Raw genomic sequence first — 16,292 nt, 5'->3', positions numbered from 1 at the left:
TTACCGGCCGGGCCCCACGGTGTGCGGGCGGGTCGCCGCCGTCGCGCGCATCCCCACCGCCGTGTCCCAAGGCGGCTACTACCCGGTACGGTAACGGCCATGTCGCCGAAAAGCTCCGTCGGGCAGGTGCTGGCGGCCCGCGCGAGACAGCGGGCGCGCCAGGGCGTGCACACGGCCGTGCACCGCACCTGGGAATGGATCCAGCGGCACGGCGAGATCACCCCGCACACCCCCGGCCGGCGCAGGTTCGCCTATCTCGGCGAGGGCGCGTGCATCGGCTTCCCGGTCGGCTCGATCTACGGCGAACCGTGGATATCCATCGGCGACCACACCCTGGTCGGCACGCACGTCACGATCTCCGCCGGCTTCGTCCCGGGGCTCGACCTCGGCCCGGACGTCATCGTCCGGATCGGCGCCAGCTGCTCCCTCGGCCGCGGCACCCACATCGTCGGCCACCAGTCCATCGAGATCGGCGACGACGTCTTCACGGGCCCCAACGTCTACATCACCGACCAGAACCACACCTACGGCGACCTCCACGTGCCGATCGGCCGGCAGTGGCCGGAGAACAACCCGGTCGTGATCGGCGACGGCTGCTGGATCGGCACCGGCGCGATCATCCTGCCCGGTACCCGGCTCGGCCGTAACGTCGCCGTCGCCGGCGGCGCCGTCGTCCGCGGCGAGTTCCCCGACCACTCGGTCATCGGCGGCGTCCCCGCGAAGGTCCTGCGCAGCCATGACAAGGAGAACGGCTGGCAGCCGCCGCTCCGCAACGATCCGCTGATCTCCCTGGACGAACTCGCCGCCCTCTCCGTGGACGGCCTGGAGGGCCTCCAGATCCTCCAGGACAAACTCCGCGAAGAATCCGCGACCCGCGCCGAGGCCCTCCGGAAGGACGACGCTTTCCAGGAAGACGCCCTCCAGGAAGAGGCCGGCTGAACCGTCAGCGGTCGCGGGCTGTGCCCGTGGACGTGACAGGCCCCGACGTGACAGGCCCCGCCCGGCGATGCCGGGCGGGGCCTGTCGGGGTCGCGGGTCAGTTGTAGCGGGCCGCGCGGCGCTCGCCGCCGTTGTAGGGGGCGCCGCCACGGCGGTTGCCGTGGGAGCCGCCGCCGGTGCGGGGGCCGCCGCCCCGGCGGTCGCCGCCGGAGTAGGTGCGGTGCTCGCCCCGGCCGGCCTCGCCCTCGCGGCGGCGCCCGCCGTCCTGGCGGTCGAAGGAGCGCGGGCCCCGGCGCCGCCCACCGCCCTGGCGGCCGCGGCCGCCCTCGCGGCGCGGACGCTCCGGAATGATCGGCTCCTCGATCGGGATGCCGGACGGCGGCCGGGCGCCGGTCAGCTTGACCAGCTCGGTGTCGCCCGTGCTCACCCGGACGCGGGGCGCGTTGATCCCGGCCCGGCGCGTCATCGCCGACGTCGAGCGCACCTGGTGCGGCAGGACGAGCGTGACGACGGTGCCGTGCTCCCCGGCGCGGGCCGTGCGTCCCGCGCGGTGCATGTAGTCCTTGTGGTCGGCGGGCGGGTCGACGTGCATGACCAGGGACACGTCGTCCACGTGGATGCCGCGGGCGGCGACGTCGGTGGCGACCAGCACGCTGATGGAGCCCTCGCGGAACTCGGCGAGCGTGCGGGTGCGCAGGCCCTGGGACTTGCCGCCGTGCAGGCCCGCCGCGCGGACGCCGGCCTGGACGAGCTGCTTGGCGAGCCGGTCGACGCCGTGCTTGGTGCGGGCGAACAGGATCGTCCGGCCCTCGCGGTTGGCGATCTCGGCGGTGATGGCGCTCTTCTCCTTCGGCGCCACGAGCAGGAGGTGGTGGTCCATCGTGGAGACGGACTCGTCCACCGGGCCGATCGCGTGCGTGACCGGGTCGTTCAGGTACCGCTTGACGAGGACGTCGACGTCCTTGTCGAGGGTGGCGGAGAAGAGGAGGCGCTGGCCGTCGCGCTTGGCGGCGTCCAGGATGTCGGTGACGTCGGGCAGGAAGCCCATGTCGGCCATGTGGTCGGCCTCGTCCAGCACGGCGATCTCGATGTCGGACAGGTCGCAGGCGCCCTGCCGCATCAGGTCCTTGAGCCGGCCGGGGGTGGCGACGAGGACCTCGACGCCGCGGCGCAGCGCGTCGATCTGCTTGAACATGGACGTCTGGCCGATGACGGTCTTGAAGCGCAGCCCGAGGCCGCGGCCGAGCGGCTCCAGGTTGTTCTGCACCTGCTGGGCGAGTTCGCGGGTCGGCACGAGGATCAGCGCCAGCGGGCGCTTCGGGGCGGCCTTGCGGCCGGAGAGGCGGGACAGGAGCGGCAGGCCGAACGCCAGGGTCTTGCCGGAGCCGGTCTTACCGCGGCCGAGAACGTCCCGTCCGGCCATGACGTCGGGGATCGCGGCGGCCTGGATGGGGAAGGGGGCCTCGATGCCCTGGCGCTCCAGGGCGTTCACCAGCACCGGCGGGATGCCGAGCTCGGCGAAGGTGGGAACCCGCTCCTCGTCCGCGGTGGCGGGCATGGACGGGTTCTGTGCAGCGGCAGCTGTGGTCACGCATTACCTTCCGAGAGGGGGGCACGTCTCGGGAGGCACCACGATGTGCGCGGCCTGCAAGGACGAGCCTGGCGCCATGGGTGCGCCGAAGAGTGATTCCTAGAGTCTAACGTCGCCGGGGGACCTGCTTATGCCCCGTCCCCGCCGGAACATGCGTCAGCTCAGGCTCAGCAGCCGCAGGAGATCGCGGTGGGGGCGGTCAGCGGGTCGGCGGGTCGCCGCGTGACGGACCCGTCGCCGGTCTCGACGGGGAACCCCTCGCGCGCCCAGTACTCGAACCCGCCGATCATCTCCTTGACCGGACGGTCGAGCTTCGCGAACTCCAGCGCCGCCTTGTGGGCGCCGTTGCAGCCGGGTCCCCAGCAGTAGACGACGACGGTCACGCCATCGGGGATCAGGTCGCCGGCGCGTTCGGCGATCTCGGCGGTGGGGAGGTGGATCGCGCCGTGGACATGGCCCTGCGCCCAACTCTCGGCGCTGCGCGTGTCGGCGACGACGATGCCGGGCGCCTTCGCGGCGAGGTCGGCGGCGACGTCGGACACGTCCGTCTCGAAGGCCAGGCGTGCGGCGAAGTGCCGGCGCGCCTCGGCGGGGGTCGCGGCAGGTGTGACAGCGCTCATGGCGGGCTCCTTCGTGTCCGGGTCATGCGTGTTCGGGGTCATGAACGATCTTCGGATGCCCGGCGCCGATCGGGCAGTGGCATGAATGCCCGGCACCGCTAAGATCTGGCCATGCTGGTTCCCCCCGTCCGGCGGCACACGATCTCGGTGCTGGCGTTCGACGGCATGGCGCCGTTCGAGCTCGGCTCCGTCGTCGAAGTGTTCGGGCTGCCCCGCCCCGAACTGGACGTCCCCTGGTACGACCTGCGGGTCTGCTCGATGGAACGCGGTCCGATGCGCGCGGTGGGCGGCTTCGCGATCACGGCCGAGCACGGGCTGGACGTGTTCGCGTCCGCGGACACGGTGCTGGTCGTCGCCGTCCCCGACGTCCGGCGCGACCCGGCGCCCGAGGTCGTCGCGGCGCTGCGGGACGCGCACGCGCGGGGCGCCCGCGTCGTCTCCATCTGCTCGGGCGCGTTCGCCCTGGCCGCCGCCGGCCTGCTGGACGGACGCGAGGCCGCCACCCACTGGCAGTACGCGGACCTTCTGCGCCGCCGCTACCCGGACGTCCGCGTGACCCCGGACGTCCTCTACGTGGACGGCGACGACGTACTCACCGGCGCGGGCAGCGCCGCCGGACTCGACATGTGCCTGCACCTCGTCCGGAAGGACCACGGCGCCCGGATCGCCAACATGGTCGCGCGACGGCTGGTCGTCCCGCCGCATCGGGACGGCGGGCAGGCGCAGTTCGTGGAGGCCGCCGTGCACCGTCCGGACGAGGACGACCCGGTCGCGCGCAGCATGGCCTGGGCGCTGGCCCACCTCTCCGAGCCCATCACGATCGCCCGGCTGGCGCGCGAGGCGTACCTCGCACCCCGCACGTTCATCAGGCACTTCAACCGGCAGACGGGCACGAGCCCGCTCCGCTGGGTCATCCGCCAGCGCGTCCTGGCCGCCCTGCCGCTCCTGGAGGAGGGCGTCACACCGATCGAGGAGATAGGCGCGGCCGTCGGCTTCGAGAGCCCGGCGACGTTCCGCCACCACTTCGCCCGGGCGATGAAGACCTCCCCGTCCGCCTACAGGCGCACCTTCCGCCCCACCGCCCTCTGACCGCCGGACCACGCGGGTCCGCCGCCGTCACCGGTGGCGGACCGGGGCCTGCCCGTCGGCTGCGGGGCGCGTTGCCCGGACGGTCCCGTCCGGTGCCGGATCGACGAGTTAACCAAGTCTGTCGGATCGGCTCCTTTCCGGGCGTCAAGGGCGCGGTTATGATCATGCTGCTCACGTCCGCCGCCGACTTGGACGATGCCCGCTCCTAGTGCGTCACCGTCATCGCCGCTGATCGGCCCAGCCGCTGCTCCTTCCCAGGAGAGGACACCCGCCATGCCCAGACGCCTCCTCGGCGTGCTCGCCGCCGCGTTCCTCGGGACCGCGACCCTGACCGCCGGCGCGTCGACCGCGTCCGCCGCAACGTCGACCGCACCGTCCGCCCTGGCGCCGCTCAAGGTCGCCGCTGTCGACTTCCACGGGATCGTCGCGCTGAGCAACTGCTCCGGTTCGCTGGTGCGCACCCCGAACTCCGCCGACAGCGATCCGGCGCTCGTGCTGACCAACGGCCATTGCTACGAGGGCGGCATGCCGTCCGCCGGGCAGGTGATCAAGAACCGGTCGTCCAGCCGCACCTTCACCCTCCTGAACTCGAGCGGCACGGGCTCGCTCGGCACTCTCCGCGCGAACTCGATGCTGTACGCGACCATGACGGACACCGACGTGGCCCTGTACCGGCTCAACCGGACCTACGCGAGCATCCAGCAGACCTATGGAACGACTGCCCTGGAGTTGTCGCTCCAGCACCCGACCGCCGGAACCGGGCTGCGCGTCGTCTCCGGGTACTGGAGGCGCATGTACTCCTGCAACCTCGACGGTTTCGCCTACCGCCTCCGCGAGAGCCAGTGGACCTGGAAGGACTCGGTGCGTTACACGTCCTCGTGCAACACCATCGGCGGGACGTCGGGGTCGCCGGTCATCGACGCGGCGTCCGGCAAGGTCATCGCCGTGAACAACACCATGAACGAGGACGGCGCGAGCTGCACGCTGAACAACCCGTGCGAGGTGGACGAGGCGGGCAACGTCACCGTGCGCCAGAACATCGGGTACGCGCAGGAGACCTACATCCTGGGCGCCTGCATCGCTCCCGGCAGCGTGATCGACTTCAACCGTCCGGGCTGCCTGGTTCCGTCCGGCGCCTGACCTGACTCCATGGACCCGCGGCCGAGCCCCGGCCGCGGGTCCACGCGCGTCCGGGCATGTGAGGGAAGTTACGACCGGGCGTAGTACTACAAGCCGTAGTATCTCTGGCAGGGTGAAGTACTACCGCTTGTAGTAGATAGCCGGAGAGGCGTCTGGGGCCATGGATTCGGTCGACATCGCACGGTGGCAGTTCGGCATCACCACCGTCTACCACTTCTTGTTCGTCCCGCTGACGATCGGGCTGTCCGCGCTGGTCGCGGGCCTGGAGACGGCATGGCTTCGGACGGGCAAGACCAAATACCTGCGGGCCACCAAGTTCTGGGGCAAGCTCTTCCTGATCAACTTCGCGATGGGGATCGTCACCGGCATCGTGCAGGAGTTCCAGTTCGGAATGAACTGGAGTGACTACTCCCGGTTCGTCGGCGACATCTTCGGGGCGCCGCTCGCCATCGAGGGGCTGCTCGCGTTCTTCGTCGAGTCGACCTTCCTCGGCTTGTGGATCTTCGGCTGGGACCGGCTGCACCCCAAGCTCCACAACGCCTGCATCTGGCTCGTCCACATCGGGACGCTGCTGTCGGCGTACTTCATCCTCGCCGCCAACTCGTGGATGCAGCACCCCGTCGGCTACCGGATCGACCACGAGACCGGACGGGCCGTCCTCACCGACTTCTGGGCCGTCCTCACCAACTCGACGCAGCTCGTCTCGTTCCCGCACACGATCACGGCGGCGTTCGTCACCGGCGGCATGTTCATGGCCGGCGTCAGCGCCTGGCACCTCGCCCGCCGCAAGAACGTCGAGGTCTTCCGCCCGTCCCTGAAGCTCGCGCTCGCCGTCACCGCGATCGCCTCCATCGGCGTCGCCATCAGCGGCGACATTCAGGGCAAGGTCATGACCGAGCAGCAGCCGATGAAGATGGCCGCCGCCGAAGCCCTCTACGAGACCGAGCAGCCCGCGGCGTTCTCCGCCTTCACCGTCGGGACGCCGAACGGCCGCGAGGAGGTCTTCGGGATCAAGGTCCCGCGCGTCCTGTCGTTCCTCGCCACCGGCAGCTTCGACGGCGAGGTCAAGGGGATCAACGACGTCCAGGCCGCCGAGGTGGCGCGCTACGGGCCCGGCGACTACCGGCCGGTGATCCCCGTCGCCTACTGGAACTTCCGGATCATGGTCGGGGTCGGGATGCTCACCGCGCTCGTCTCGCTGGCCGGGCTGTGGCTGCTGCGCCGCGGGCGGCTGCCCTCCAGTCCCTGGGTGTACCGGGCCGGCGTGCTGTCGCTGACCCTCCCGTTCATCGGCAACTCCGCCGGATGGATCTTCACCGAGATGGGACGGCAGCCCTGGTCGGTGTTCGGCGTGCTGAAGACGTCCGCGAGCGTCTCGCCCGGGGTGTCGCCGACGTCAATGCTCATCTCCGTCATCTCGCTGACCGCGCTGTACGGCGTCCTCATGGTCATCGAGGCGGGGCTGATGCTGAAGTACGCCAAGGCCGGGCCGCCGTCCGAGGAGGAGGCGCTGCCACCGCCGCCCCCCGGCTCCGGTCCGGGCTCCGACTCCGACTCCGACGATGAGCGCTCGCTCGCGTTCGCCTACTGAGGAAGCCGGCCATGGAACTCACCACCGTCTGGTTCATCATCATCGCCTTCCTGTGGACGAGCTACTTCTTCCTGGAGGGATTCGACTTCGGCGTCGGGATACTGCTGCCCGTCCTCGGCCGCGACGACGTCGAGCGCCGCGTCGTCATCAACACCATCGGCCCCCTCTGGGACGGCAACGAGGTGTGGTTCATCGTCGCCGGCGCCGCCACGTTCGCCGCGTTCCCCGAGTGGTACGCCACCCTGTTCAGCGGCTTCTACCTGCCCCTGCTCGCCATCCTGATCGCGCTGATCATCCGCGGCGTCGCGTTCGAGTACCGCGGCAAGAAGGACGACGCGCGGTGGCGGTCGCGCTGGGACAAGGCCATCTTCTGGGGAAGCCTGCTGCCCGCGTTCCTGTGGGGCGTCGCGTTCTCCAACATCGTCCGGGGCGTGCCGCTCGACCCCTCGCACGAGTACGCGGGGACGCTCGTCGACCTGCTCAACCCGTACGCGCTGCTCGGCGGGCTCACCACGACGACCCTGTTCGTCCTGCACGGGGCGGTCTTCCTGGCGCTGAAGACCTCCGGCGACATCCGGGTCCAGGCGCGGCGCGTCGCGACCGTCGCGGTCGTCGCCGCGATCGCCGCGGGCGGCGGCTTCCTGCTGATCACCCAGGTGCAGCACGGCAAGCCGGTGACCTGGCTGACCGTGGCCGGCGCCGCCGCCGGGCTGGTGCTCGCCGCCGTCGCCAACCGGCGCGGGCGCGAGGGCTGGGCGTTCATCGGCACCGGCGCCGCCATCGTGCTCGCCGTCGCCACCCTGTTCACCGCGCTGTTCCCGGACGTCATGCCGTCCACCCTCGGGTCGGGTGGCCTGACCACGCAGAACGCCGCCTCGACCGGCTACACGCTGAAGATCATGACGTGGGTCGCGGTGGTGTTCACCCCGATCGTGCTGATCTACCAGGGGTGGACGTACTGGGTGTTCCGGAAGCGGATCGGCACGTCGCACATCCCGGTCGCGAAGAAGCCCGAGCCGGTGCCGTGAAACCCCTCGACCCCCGGCTGCTGAAGTACGCCCGGACGACGCGGATCTTCCTGGTGTCGTCCGTGGCGCTCGGCACCGCCACCGCCGGACTGATCATCGCGCAGGCGACGCTGCTCGCCGACATGCTCACGCGGGCGTTCCTGCACGGCGCCGCCCTCGCCGACCTGCGCACCCCGCTCCTGCTCCTGCTGGCCGTCGTCCTCGGCAGGACGCTGGTCGCCTGGCTGCAGGAGGTCGCGGCGCACCGCTCCTCCGCCGCGGTGAAGTCGCAGCTGCGCGGCCGGCTGCTCGCGCGAGCCCTCGGGCTCGGGCCGCGCTGGCTGTCCGGCGAGCGCAGCGGCGAACTCGCCACCCTCGCCACGCGCGGGATCGACGCGCTGGACGACTACTTCTCCCGCTACCTGCCGCAACTCGTCCTCGCGGTGATCGTCCCGGCGGCCGTGGGGCTGCGCATCCTGCTCGGCGACTGGCTGTCGGCCGTGACGATCGCGGCGACGGTGCCGCTCATCCCGATCTTCGCGATCCTGGTCGGGCTCACCACGCAGCGGAAGATGGACCGGCAGTGGCGGACGCTCTCCGTCCTCGCCGCGCACTTCCTGGACGTCGTCGCGGGCCTGCCCACGCTGAAGATCTTCGGCCGGGCGCGAGCGCAGGCGGAACGGATCCGCGAGGTCACCGACCGGCACCGGCGCGCGACCATGTCGACGCTGCGGATCGCGTTCCTGTCGGCCCTCGTGCTCGAACTGCTGTCGACCCTGTCGGTCGCGCTCGTCGCCGTGTCGATCGGGCTCCGGCTGGTCGAGGGCGGTATCGGGCTGGAGACGGCGCTGCTCGTCCTGATCCTGGCGCCGGAGGCGTACCTTCCGCTGCGGCAGGTCGGCGCGCAGTACCACGCGAGCGTCGAGGGCCTCACCGCCGCGGCGCGGATCTTCGGGGTGCTCGAAACGCCGCTGCCCGCCACCGGGACCCGCTCCGACATCCCCGACGTCTCCCGCGCGACCCTGCGCCTGGACGGGGTGACGGTCACCTACCCCCGAGGCCCCGCCCTTCGCGATATCTCGCTGACCGTCCACCCCGGGGAGACGGTCGCGCTGGTGGGGCCGAGCGGCGCCGGGAAGTCGACCCTGCTGTCGGTACTGCTCGGATTCGTCCAGCCCGACTCGGGACGCGTCCTGGTCGACTGGGCCGACCTGGCCGAACTCTCCCCGGACGCCTGGCGTGCCCGGATCGCCTGGGTCCCGCAGCGTCCCCACCTCTTCGCCGGGACGGTCGCCGAGAACATCCGGCTGGGCCGCCCGGACGCGTCCGAGGCATCCGTGCGCGCCGCCGCCGAGGCCGCGAACGCGCTGGAGTTCATCGAGGCGCTCCCCGCCGGCTTCGCCACCGTGCTGGGCGACCGGGGCGCGGGACTGTCCGCCGGCCAGCGGCAGCGCCTCGCCCTGGCCCGCGCCTTCCTCCGCGACGCGCCGCTCCTCCTGCTGGACGAGCCGACCTCGAACCTGGACGTCGAGAGCGAAGCCGCGGTCATCGACGCCGTGCGGCGCCTCAAGGCCGGCCGGACCGTGATCCTCGTGGCGCACCGCCCGGCCCTGACCGCCCTCGCCGATCGCGTGATCAAGGTCGCGCCCGCGGCGGTGACGGCATGACCGCACCGGCTGATGATTCACGTGAAACCTCGTGGGGCAAGGGAGGCGGCGGCATGATCCTGCGGCTCATCAAGTTCGCGCGGCCGGCCCGGGGGCGGTTGCTCCTCGCCGTGGTGTTCGGCGTGCTCGCGCTCGGCAGCGGGGTCGGTCTGATGGCGACCTCTGCGTGGCTCATCTCTCGCGCAGCGCAACATCCACCCGTCCTCATGCTGATGGTCGCGATCGTGGCCGTCCGCGCCTTCGGACTAGGACGCGGAGTGTTCCGCTACGTCGAACGTCTCGTCGGGCACGACGCGACCTTCCGCATCCTGGCCGACCTCCGCGCGCGCGTGTACGAGCGGCTGGAACGGCTCGCACCCGGCGGACTCCCCGCCTTCCGTGGCGGCGACCTACTGGACCGGCTCGTCGCGGACGTCGACGCCGTCCAAGACCTGTTCCTCCGCGTCCTGTTGCCGTGCACGGTCGCCGCCGTCGTCGGTGGGGCTTCGGTGGGGCTCGCGTGGGCGCTGCTCCCCTCGGCGGGGATCGTCCTACTGCTCGCCTTGCTGCTGGCCGGTGTCGTCGCCCCCTGGCTGTCCTCCGCCATCGCGCGCCGGGCCGAACGCCAGACGACCGACCTGCGCGGCGAACTGACCTCCCACGTCGTCGACACCCTCCAGGGCGCGCCCGAGCTCATCGCCTACGGCGCGGCCCCCGCACAGCTCGCCGAGGCCAACCGCCTGGACCGCGACTTCACGCGAGCCACCGCCCGTTCCGCCGCCACCGCCGGCATCGGCGCGGCCATCTCCGCCCTCGCCGGCGGCCTGGCCGTGTGGGGCACCCTCGCCGTCGGCGTCCCGGCCGTCCGCTCGGGCGCGTTGGACGGGGTGCTGCTCGCCGTGATCGTCCTGCTCCCGCTGGCCGCGTTCGAGGTCGTCGCCGGGCTGCCGCTGGCCGCCCAGTACCTGGAACGGGTCCGCCGCTCGGCCACGCGGATCTTCGCCGTCCTGGACGCGCCACCGCCCGTCCACGACCCGGCCGACCCGTCGCCGCTCCCCGCGTCCCCGTACACCCTCAAGGTCGAGAACCTCCGCGCCCGGTGGACGCCCATCGCCCCCTATGCGCTCAACGGCATCTCCCTGGACCTGACCCCCGGCCACCGTTGCGCGATCGTCGGCCCGTCCGGTTCAGGCAAGACGACCTTGACGTCCGTCCTGCTGCGCTTCCTTGAACCCGCATCAGGTGAGGCGTCCCTGAACGGCATCGACCTCCGCACGCTGAATGGCGACGATGTCCGGAAGGTCATCGGCCTGTGCGCGCAGGACGCGCACCTGTTCGACTCGACGATCGGGCAGAACATCCGCCTGGCCCGTCCTACCGCGACCGACGGCGAGATCCGCGACGCTCTGCGCCGAGCCCGGATCCTCGACTGGGTCGACTCCCTGCCGCAGGGGCTCGACACCCACGTCGGTGAGCACGGCGCACAGGTCTCTGGTGGCCAACGCCAGCGCATCGCCTTGGCGCGAGCCCTCCTCGCCGACTTCCCGATCCTCCTCCTGGACGAGCCCGCCGAGCACCTCGACATCGCGACCGCCGACGAACTCACCGCCGACCTCCTGACCGCCACCGAGGGCCGCACGACCCTCCTCGTCACCCACCGCCTGGCCGGACTGGACGCCGTCGACGAGATCATCGTCCTCGACGAGGGCCGCGTAGCCGACCGCGGAACCCACGCCGACCTGGTCTCCCGCCCCGGTCTCTACCGCTCCCTCTGGCAACGCGAACGCGCCGCCGCCCCCGAACCTCAACTCAAGTGAGCAGGGAGCGAACCACCTACGCGAAACCTGAAGATCCCTGGCCCACCCCTGGGACGAGTCGACCGCCACCGCAGAACAGTCCCGTCAGCGTGACCGACGGGTGTTGAGGCGGGCGGCCTGGCGCGTCAGGTGGTCGCGTTCGGCGAGGTTGGCTGCCTTTCGTGCCGCTTCGACGTACAGCCGCGCCGCCGTCGCCACATCGCCGTCGCGTTCGTGAAGGTACGCCGCCACGGCGGTATGGCGGGGCAGTGAGTCATCCACCGTCGAAAGCGCCGCCAGCCCGGCGCGCGGCCCGTCGGCCTCGCCGACGGCCACCGCGCGGTTGAGCCGGACGACGGGGCTGTCGGTGAGGCGCGCGAGTTCGTCGTACCACTCGACGATCTGGACCCAGTCGGTCTCCTCGGCGGTGAGCGCATCGGCGTGGAGGGCCGCGATGGCGGCCTGGGCCTGGAACTCGCCGAGCCGGTCGCGGACGAGCGCCGCCTGCAGGATCTGGATGCCCTCGGCGATCATCCCGGTGTCCCAGCGGCCGCGGTCCTGCTCGGCGAGCGGCACGAGGCTGCCGTCGGGCGCGGTCCGGGCGGCGCGCCGGGCATGGTGGATCAGCATGAGGGCGAGCAACCCCGCCACCTCGGGGTGGTCGATCGCGGCCGCGAGCTGCCGGGTGAGCCGGATGGCCTCGGCGACCAGGTCGACGTCACCGGAGTAGCCCTCGTTGAAGACCAGGTAGAGGACGCGCAGCACGGTGGCGACGTCGCCGGGCCGGTCGAACCGCACGTCGGAGACGGTGCGCTTGGCCCGGCTGATGCGCTGCGCCATGGTCGCCTCCGGCACCAGGTAGGCCTGGGCGATCTGGCGGGTGGTCAGCCCGCCGACGGCGCGCAGCGTGAGCGCCGCCGCCGACGACGGCGTCAGCGAAGGGTGGGCGCACAGGAAGTAGAGCTGGAGCGTGTCGTCCACCGCGGGCGCGGGCCCGGGCTCCGGCTCCTCGTCGACGATGTCCTCACGCCGGCGGCGGGCGGAGTCCGCCCTGGTCGCGTCGAGGAACTTGCGCCAGGCCACGGTGACCAGCCAGCCCTTCGGGTCCCGCGGCGGGTCGGCCGGCCAGACGCGAACCGCCTCGACCAGCGCGTCCTGCACGGCATCCTCGGCCGCCGCGAAATCGGCTCCGCGGCGGACAAGGATCCCCAGCACGCTCGGCGTGAGGCTCCGGAGCAGAGCCTCGTCCATCCGGGAGGTCACTCGGTGATGGTGGGCGGCTCGGTCAGGAACGGGCGCAGCTCGAGCCACTCGTGGATCGGCCTGCCGCCCGCCCCGGGGGCGGCCGACAACTCCCCGGCCAGCTCGACGGCGCGCTCGTAGCTGTCGACGTCGATCACCATCCACCCGGCGATGAGGTCCTTGGTCTCGGCGAACGGGCCGTCGGTGACCGGCGGACGCCCCTCCCCGTCGTACCGGACGAACGTTCCCTCGGGCGCGAGCGCCTGACCGTCGACGAACTCGCCGGTCTCCTCGAGCCGGGCCGCGAAGTCCCGCATGTACTGCATGTGCGCCGAGATCTCCTCCGGCGTCCACTTGTCCATCGGTACGTCGTTGACCGCAGCCGGGGCGCCGCGGTAGTGCTTGAGCAGCAAGTACTTGGCCATCGCGATTCTCCTCGGTGCTGATGCGACCCATTTTCGTCGCGTTCACCGCTGGGACGAAGCCGCCCACGGGATCTCGACATCCCGCCCGAAACTTCTTGGGCCTCCTTGGACGAGCCTAGGTGAGCCGCCCTCCCGGCACCCTCACCTACGCCGCGCACACGCCACCTGACCTGCGCAACCCGTGCGACCGCTCCATCGCACCGCTCCCCGCCGGAGGCATGGTCGTAGCCTGTCAGGCGGAACCGAGCAGATCCCACCGGTTGCCGGCGACGTCGAGGAATACGGCGACCCGCCCGTAGGGTTCCGTGCGCGGCAAGGTGACGAAGTCGACTCCGGCGGCGATCATGCGGTCATAGGCAGCATCGAAATCGTCCACTTGGAGAAAGAACCCGACGCGCCCCGCAACCTGGTCACCCACGGCATCGGATTGGCGCTCGCCATCCGCACGGGCCAGCAAAATCCCAGTCTCGGCCCCTGGCGGTCGGACGACGACCCAGCGCTTCGGGCGGCCGTCGTTGGTCAGTGACGGCGAGTCTTCGACCAGGTCGAATCCCAAGGCGACGGTGAAGAACTCGATAGCTTCATCGTAGTCGCGGACAACGATCGTGATCAGGCCAAGTCGCACCCGCATGAGAGTAGTGACGCCCGGCGAGGACGTATAGCCCAGCGCGGCGGCACGCGCGGCCCGCCACGACCGGCCGGTGATCCGGCGCCAACGCCGCCCGCTTCGGGGCGGCCTGGCAATAGCCTCATCCCATGAGCGACCACATCCAGCAGGTTCAGCCGCTCGACTCGGCGATAGCCGAAGAGTGGGTACGCAAGACAGACGAGCCAGACGTCCGCGCGGTATCGGCATACAAACTTCGAGAGGCGCACTGGTGGACGGTCAGCGTTCCGGTCATGGAGTTCATCCGAACCGACCCGCTCGAACCTGACCTGCGCCGTCGCATCGCCGACGCGTTGACGGCTGTCAGCGGCGTTACCGATGTCGAGGAGGAAGACCGAGAAGTGTGGGCGGTGATCGGCTCTCCGACAGGCAGAGCGTTGGTTGAGGCAGTCGCGCAAGTAGTAGACGACATGGCCGACCAAACCCGCAACGCCCTTTAGCAAGCCGTCCCTCGCGTGCGTAAGAGGCGCAACAGGTACGAACCCCGCCCCGGAGGGCACTGACTCGTTTCGGCTGACTCTAAGCGCTGACCTGCGAACGAACGTGTACCCCCGCTTGCTGATCCCTGGGCCGTTCCGTGTAGGTTCCGGATCTTGCTCCCTGACCGTGGTGCTGAGCCCTCGGCTGCCCTATAGCGTCTGTCGCATGGAGATGCCCGACCTTGCGGACCTGATCTGGCTCTTCGAGGACGAACCGTTCTCAGAGTACGAGGACATGGTTTGGCCCGTCGGGCTGCAGTCGTTCCGTCTCCGGCGAGGAACCCGTGAAGCGCTCTTCTCGCTCGATCCCACGTCGGATGAGGCGTACCTGACGATGTACGAGGCGGGCGAAGAGACCATGTCGATTGGTCGGCTTCGCAAGTTGGAGAGCCTCACCATTGAGAAGCGGGATGAGTATGAGGGCCTGGTCCTCCTCTTCGCGAGTGGCGACCTTGATCCGTTGCGGTTGCAGACGCGTCCCGTCATTCGTCTGTCGTGGGACGTCATGCCGCTCGGAGTTTGGTGACCTGCGCTCTCGCGTGCGATGCCCCTGCCTCAACCCTCAGCGACGGCCATGGACACGGCCCGTCCTTCCCGGAGCCGCAGTGCCCCGCCGGGGCTTGTTCGAAACTCGGTACGCGGGACATGACGATCTGCAGCTTCGCAGGGTGGAGCGACCAAGAGGAGCTTGATCCCTACCTGACCAGCGAACGGCCAGCCTCACCACGCACGACCGGGGCCGTCTGTTCCGCGACGGTCCCGCAATTACGGCCGTGAAAGGCTACAGACCGACCTGATGAACAGCGTGATGATCGAGGGGCGTGCATGGCCTACCGGCTCATGTTCTTCTGCAAGAGAGCAGAGGAGGAGACCGGCGCGGCTGCCATGGACCGTGTTCTTGATGCCGTGCTGGAAAACGGGCCGCCTCTACTCGGGGAATCCCTGGGCCCTCCAGAGCCCCGACCGGGCGAGTGGCTGGGCCCCGAAGCCGATGCCATCCATAGCTTCAAGCTGGTCACAGGGACCGAGCGGACGGGGCCGGCGGCTGACTATCTCTTGCTTGAGATCCATGTTGGCGTGCGGTTCATCGCCGAGGATGTGATCGCGGTGGACCCGGATGACAACCATGCCGTGTGGGGTAGCGATCTCATGGCGATCGTCACGTTGAGTGGTGACCATCCGGATTGGCCGCTGGTTGATCGAATATGGACGGCGCTGGAAGGTCTCTGGGCGGCGGTGCCATGGGACGAGATGTCGGGCTTCACGATTGCGGCTGACACTCGAAGGCCACTTGGCGTCGACACGTCCTCCTGAGCTTCACGTCTGCCGCCGTCCCGCGCTCCGCGCTGCCGGGCCAAGGCCAGGGGGCCCAGGTGGAGCGCCCCACCGGACGAAGGACCTTGGCCCCCTGGCCCTGGTCTGGTAGATCTCCGATCGGGACGTCGGCAGACGGGAAGCTCGGGCTTCTCCGTCCAACCCACAGCGACCGTCAAGGCTCAGGCTGAGCTTCCCGGAGTCGGAGGCCCCCGCCGGAGGCGTGTTGGAACCGCAGCCCTTGCGGTCAGCCGGTACTCGGGCGGCGGCGCGAACCCTGGCCCTTGTCACGGATCACGTGAAGCTTTTCGCGGATCTGCTTCTCTTCTTCTGGTGTGATGGACGATGCCGCACTGCGTATGAACAGGCCGAGCTCATACATGGTGTTCAGGATTACCCTGGTCTCGACGTCGAGTTCCTTTGCGAGTTCGTAGATACGCATCGTCATCGCATCGGGCTCCTGTCCATAGATTGGCTCAGCCGGAACCAGAGTATGACGCGCGGGCGGGCCAGATAGCCCCCATGGGACGCCGACAAGGTACGGGTCGGCGGCGCGGACCCGGTGACCGCCGGCGACTGCGGACGGGGCGGCGGTGGCAGGGTGCGCGGTCCGGCGCAGCCGTCCGGTGACCGGCGCCCACGCCGCACGCTCCGGGCGGCCTGGCGCGGGGCCGCGCAGCGGCCTGAGCGCCGCCGCCCCTTGATCCCAAACGGCGCAATTCGGCAAGTGAGACGGCCACCATCAC

Annotated in this window: 16 protein-coding genes; 10 read left to right on the top strand and 6 right to left on the bottom strand. The window is 70.5% G+C overall.

Going from position 1 to position 16,292, the window contains the following annotated elements; genetic code table 11:
- Window positions 1-99 precede the first annotated feature (99 nt).
- On the top strand, window positions 100-939 hold the full coding sequence (locus tag SM418_RS25505) for an acyltransferase (protein WP_371943800.1): 840 nt from the start codon (window positions 100-102) through the stop codon (window positions 937-939).
- Between the two features lie 97 nt (window positions 940-1,036).
- Here SM418_RS25505 and SM418_RS25500 read toward each other — a convergent pair whose 3' ends face one another.
- Window positions 1,037-2,530: a DEAD/DEAH box helicase gene (locus SM418_RS25500; RefSeq protein ID WP_371943801.1), complete on the bottom strand. Its 1,494-nt coding sequence runs from the start codon at window positions 2,528-2,530 to the stop codon at window positions 1,037-1,039.
- Between the two features lie 167 nt (window positions 2,531-2,697).
- Window positions 2,698-3,150 carry a rhodanese-like domain-containing protein gene (locus tag SM418_RS25495; RefSeq protein ID WP_371943802.1) on the bottom strand — a complete coding sequence of 151 codons (453 nt, stop codon included), beginning with the start codon at window positions 3,148-3,150 and terminating at the stop codon, window positions 2,698-2,700.
- A 111-nt stretch (window positions 3,151-3,261) separates the two neighbouring features.
- On the opposite strand from SM418_RS25495, the gene SM418_RS25490 reads away from it, so the two are divergent.
- The 6 genes from SM418_RS25490 (at window position 3,262) to cydC (ending at window position 11,440) form a co-directional block, all read left to right on the top strand.
- On the top strand, window positions 3,262-4,239 hold the full coding sequence (locus tag SM418_RS25490; protein WP_371943803.1) for a helix-turn-helix domain-containing protein: 978 nt from the start codon (window positions 3,262-3,264) through the stop codon (window positions 4,237-4,239).
- Between the two features lie 273 nt (window positions 4,240-4,512).
- Window positions 4,513-5,379, top strand: coding sequence for a S1 family peptidase (locus SM418_RS25485; protein WP_371943804.1), 867 nt, complete (start codon window positions 4,513-4,515; stop codon window positions 5,377-5,379).
- 160 nt (window positions 5,380-5,539) lie between these two features.
- Complete coding sequence (locus SM418_RS25480) at window positions 5,540-6,970, top strand: cytochrome ubiquinol oxidase subunit I (protein WP_371943805.1); 1,431 nt, start codon at window positions 5,540-5,542, stop codon at window positions 6,968-6,970.
- Between the two features lie 11 nt (window positions 6,971-6,981).
- Window positions 6,982-7,998 carry a cytochrome d ubiquinol oxidase subunit II gene (gene cydB / locus SM418_RS25475; protein ID WP_371943806.1) on the top strand — a complete coding sequence of 339 codons (1,017 nt, stop codon included), beginning with the start codon at window positions 6,982-6,984 and terminating at the stop codon, window positions 7,996-7,998.
- On the top strand, window positions 7,995-9,644 hold the full coding sequence (cydD, locus tag SM418_RS25470; RefSeq protein WP_371943807.1) for a thiol reductant ABC exporter subunit CydD: 1,650 nt from the start codon (window positions 7,995-7,997) through the stop codon (window positions 9,642-9,644). Before cydB ends, cydD begins: the two co-directional genes overlap by 4 nt.
- Before the next feature lie 53 nt (window positions 9,645-9,697).
- On the top strand, window positions 9,698-11,440 hold the full coding sequence (gene cydC / locus SM418_RS25465; protein WP_371943808.1) for a thiol reductant ABC exporter subunit CydC: 1,743 nt from the start codon (window positions 9,698-9,700) through the stop codon (window positions 11,438-11,440).
- A gap of 84 nt (window positions 11,441-11,524) precedes the next feature.
- Here cydC and SM418_RS25460 read toward each other — a convergent pair whose 3' ends face one another.
- The 3 genes from SM418_RS25460 to SM418_RS25450 all read right to left on the bottom strand — a co-directional run bounded on the left by SM418_RS25460 (window position 11,525) and on the right by SM418_RS25450 (window position 13,711).
- The gene (locus tag SM418_RS25460) at window positions 11,525-12,670 is read right to left on the bottom strand and encodes an RNA polymerase sigma factor (RefSeq protein ID WP_371943831.1); all 1,146 of its coding nucleotides are present in this window, start codon (window positions 12,668-12,670) and stop codon (window positions 11,525-11,527) included.
- An 8-nt stretch (window positions 12,671-12,678) separates the two neighbouring features.
- Complete coding sequence (locus tag SM418_RS25455; protein WP_371943809.1) at window positions 12,679-13,086, bottom strand: YciI family protein; 408 nt, start codon at window positions 13,084-13,086, stop codon at window positions 12,679-12,681.
- Window positions 13,087-13,318: 232 nt separating this feature from the next.
- On the bottom strand, window positions 13,319-13,711 hold the full coding sequence (locus SM418_RS25450) for a VOC family protein (protein ID WP_443098398.1): 393 nt from the start codon (window positions 13,709-13,711) through the stop codon (window positions 13,319-13,321).
- Between the two features lie 131 nt (window positions 13,712-13,842).
- Here SM418_RS25450 and SM418_RS25445 point away from each other — a divergent pair, with 131 nt between their 5' ends.
- From SM418_RS25445 to SM418_RS25435, 3 genes are all read left to right on the top strand, one after another.
- Window positions 13,843-14,193: a hypothetical protein gene (locus tag SM418_RS25445; RefSeq protein ID WP_371943811.1), complete on the top strand. Its 351-nt coding sequence runs from the start codon at window positions 13,843-13,845 to the stop codon at window positions 14,191-14,193.
- Window positions 14,194-14,398: 205 nt separating this feature from the next.
- On the top strand, window positions 14,399-14,758 hold the full coding sequence (locus tag SM418_RS25440) for a hypothetical protein (RefSeq protein WP_371943812.1): 360 nt from the start codon (window positions 14,399-14,401) through the stop codon (window positions 14,756-14,758).
- Between the two features lie 299 nt (window positions 14,759-15,057).
- Window positions 15,058-15,546 (top strand): hypothetical protein, encoded by a 489-nt coding sequence (locus tag SM418_RS25435; protein ID WP_371943813.1) that lies wholly within the window; start codon window positions 15,058-15,060, stop codon window positions 15,544-15,546.
- A 247-nt stretch (window positions 15,547-15,793) separates the two neighbouring features.
- Here the strand turns inward: SM418_RS25435 and SM418_RS25430 are convergent, their stop codons facing one another.
- Window positions 15,794-15,994, bottom strand: a complete 201-nt coding sequence (locus SM418_RS25430; protein WP_371943814.1) for a translation initiation factor IF-2 N-terminal domain-containing protein — start codon at window positions 15,992-15,994, stop codon at window positions 15,794-15,796.
- Between the last annotated feature and the right edge of the window lie 298 nt (window positions 15,995-16,292).

Source organism: Actinomadura chokoriensis, assembly GCF_041463665.1.
Taxonomy (GTDB): Bacteria; Actinomycetota; Actinomycetes; order Streptosporangiales; family Streptosporangiaceae; genus Spirillospora; species Spirillospora chokoriensis_A.
This window is presented reverse-complemented; position numbering and strand designations above follow the sequence as displayed.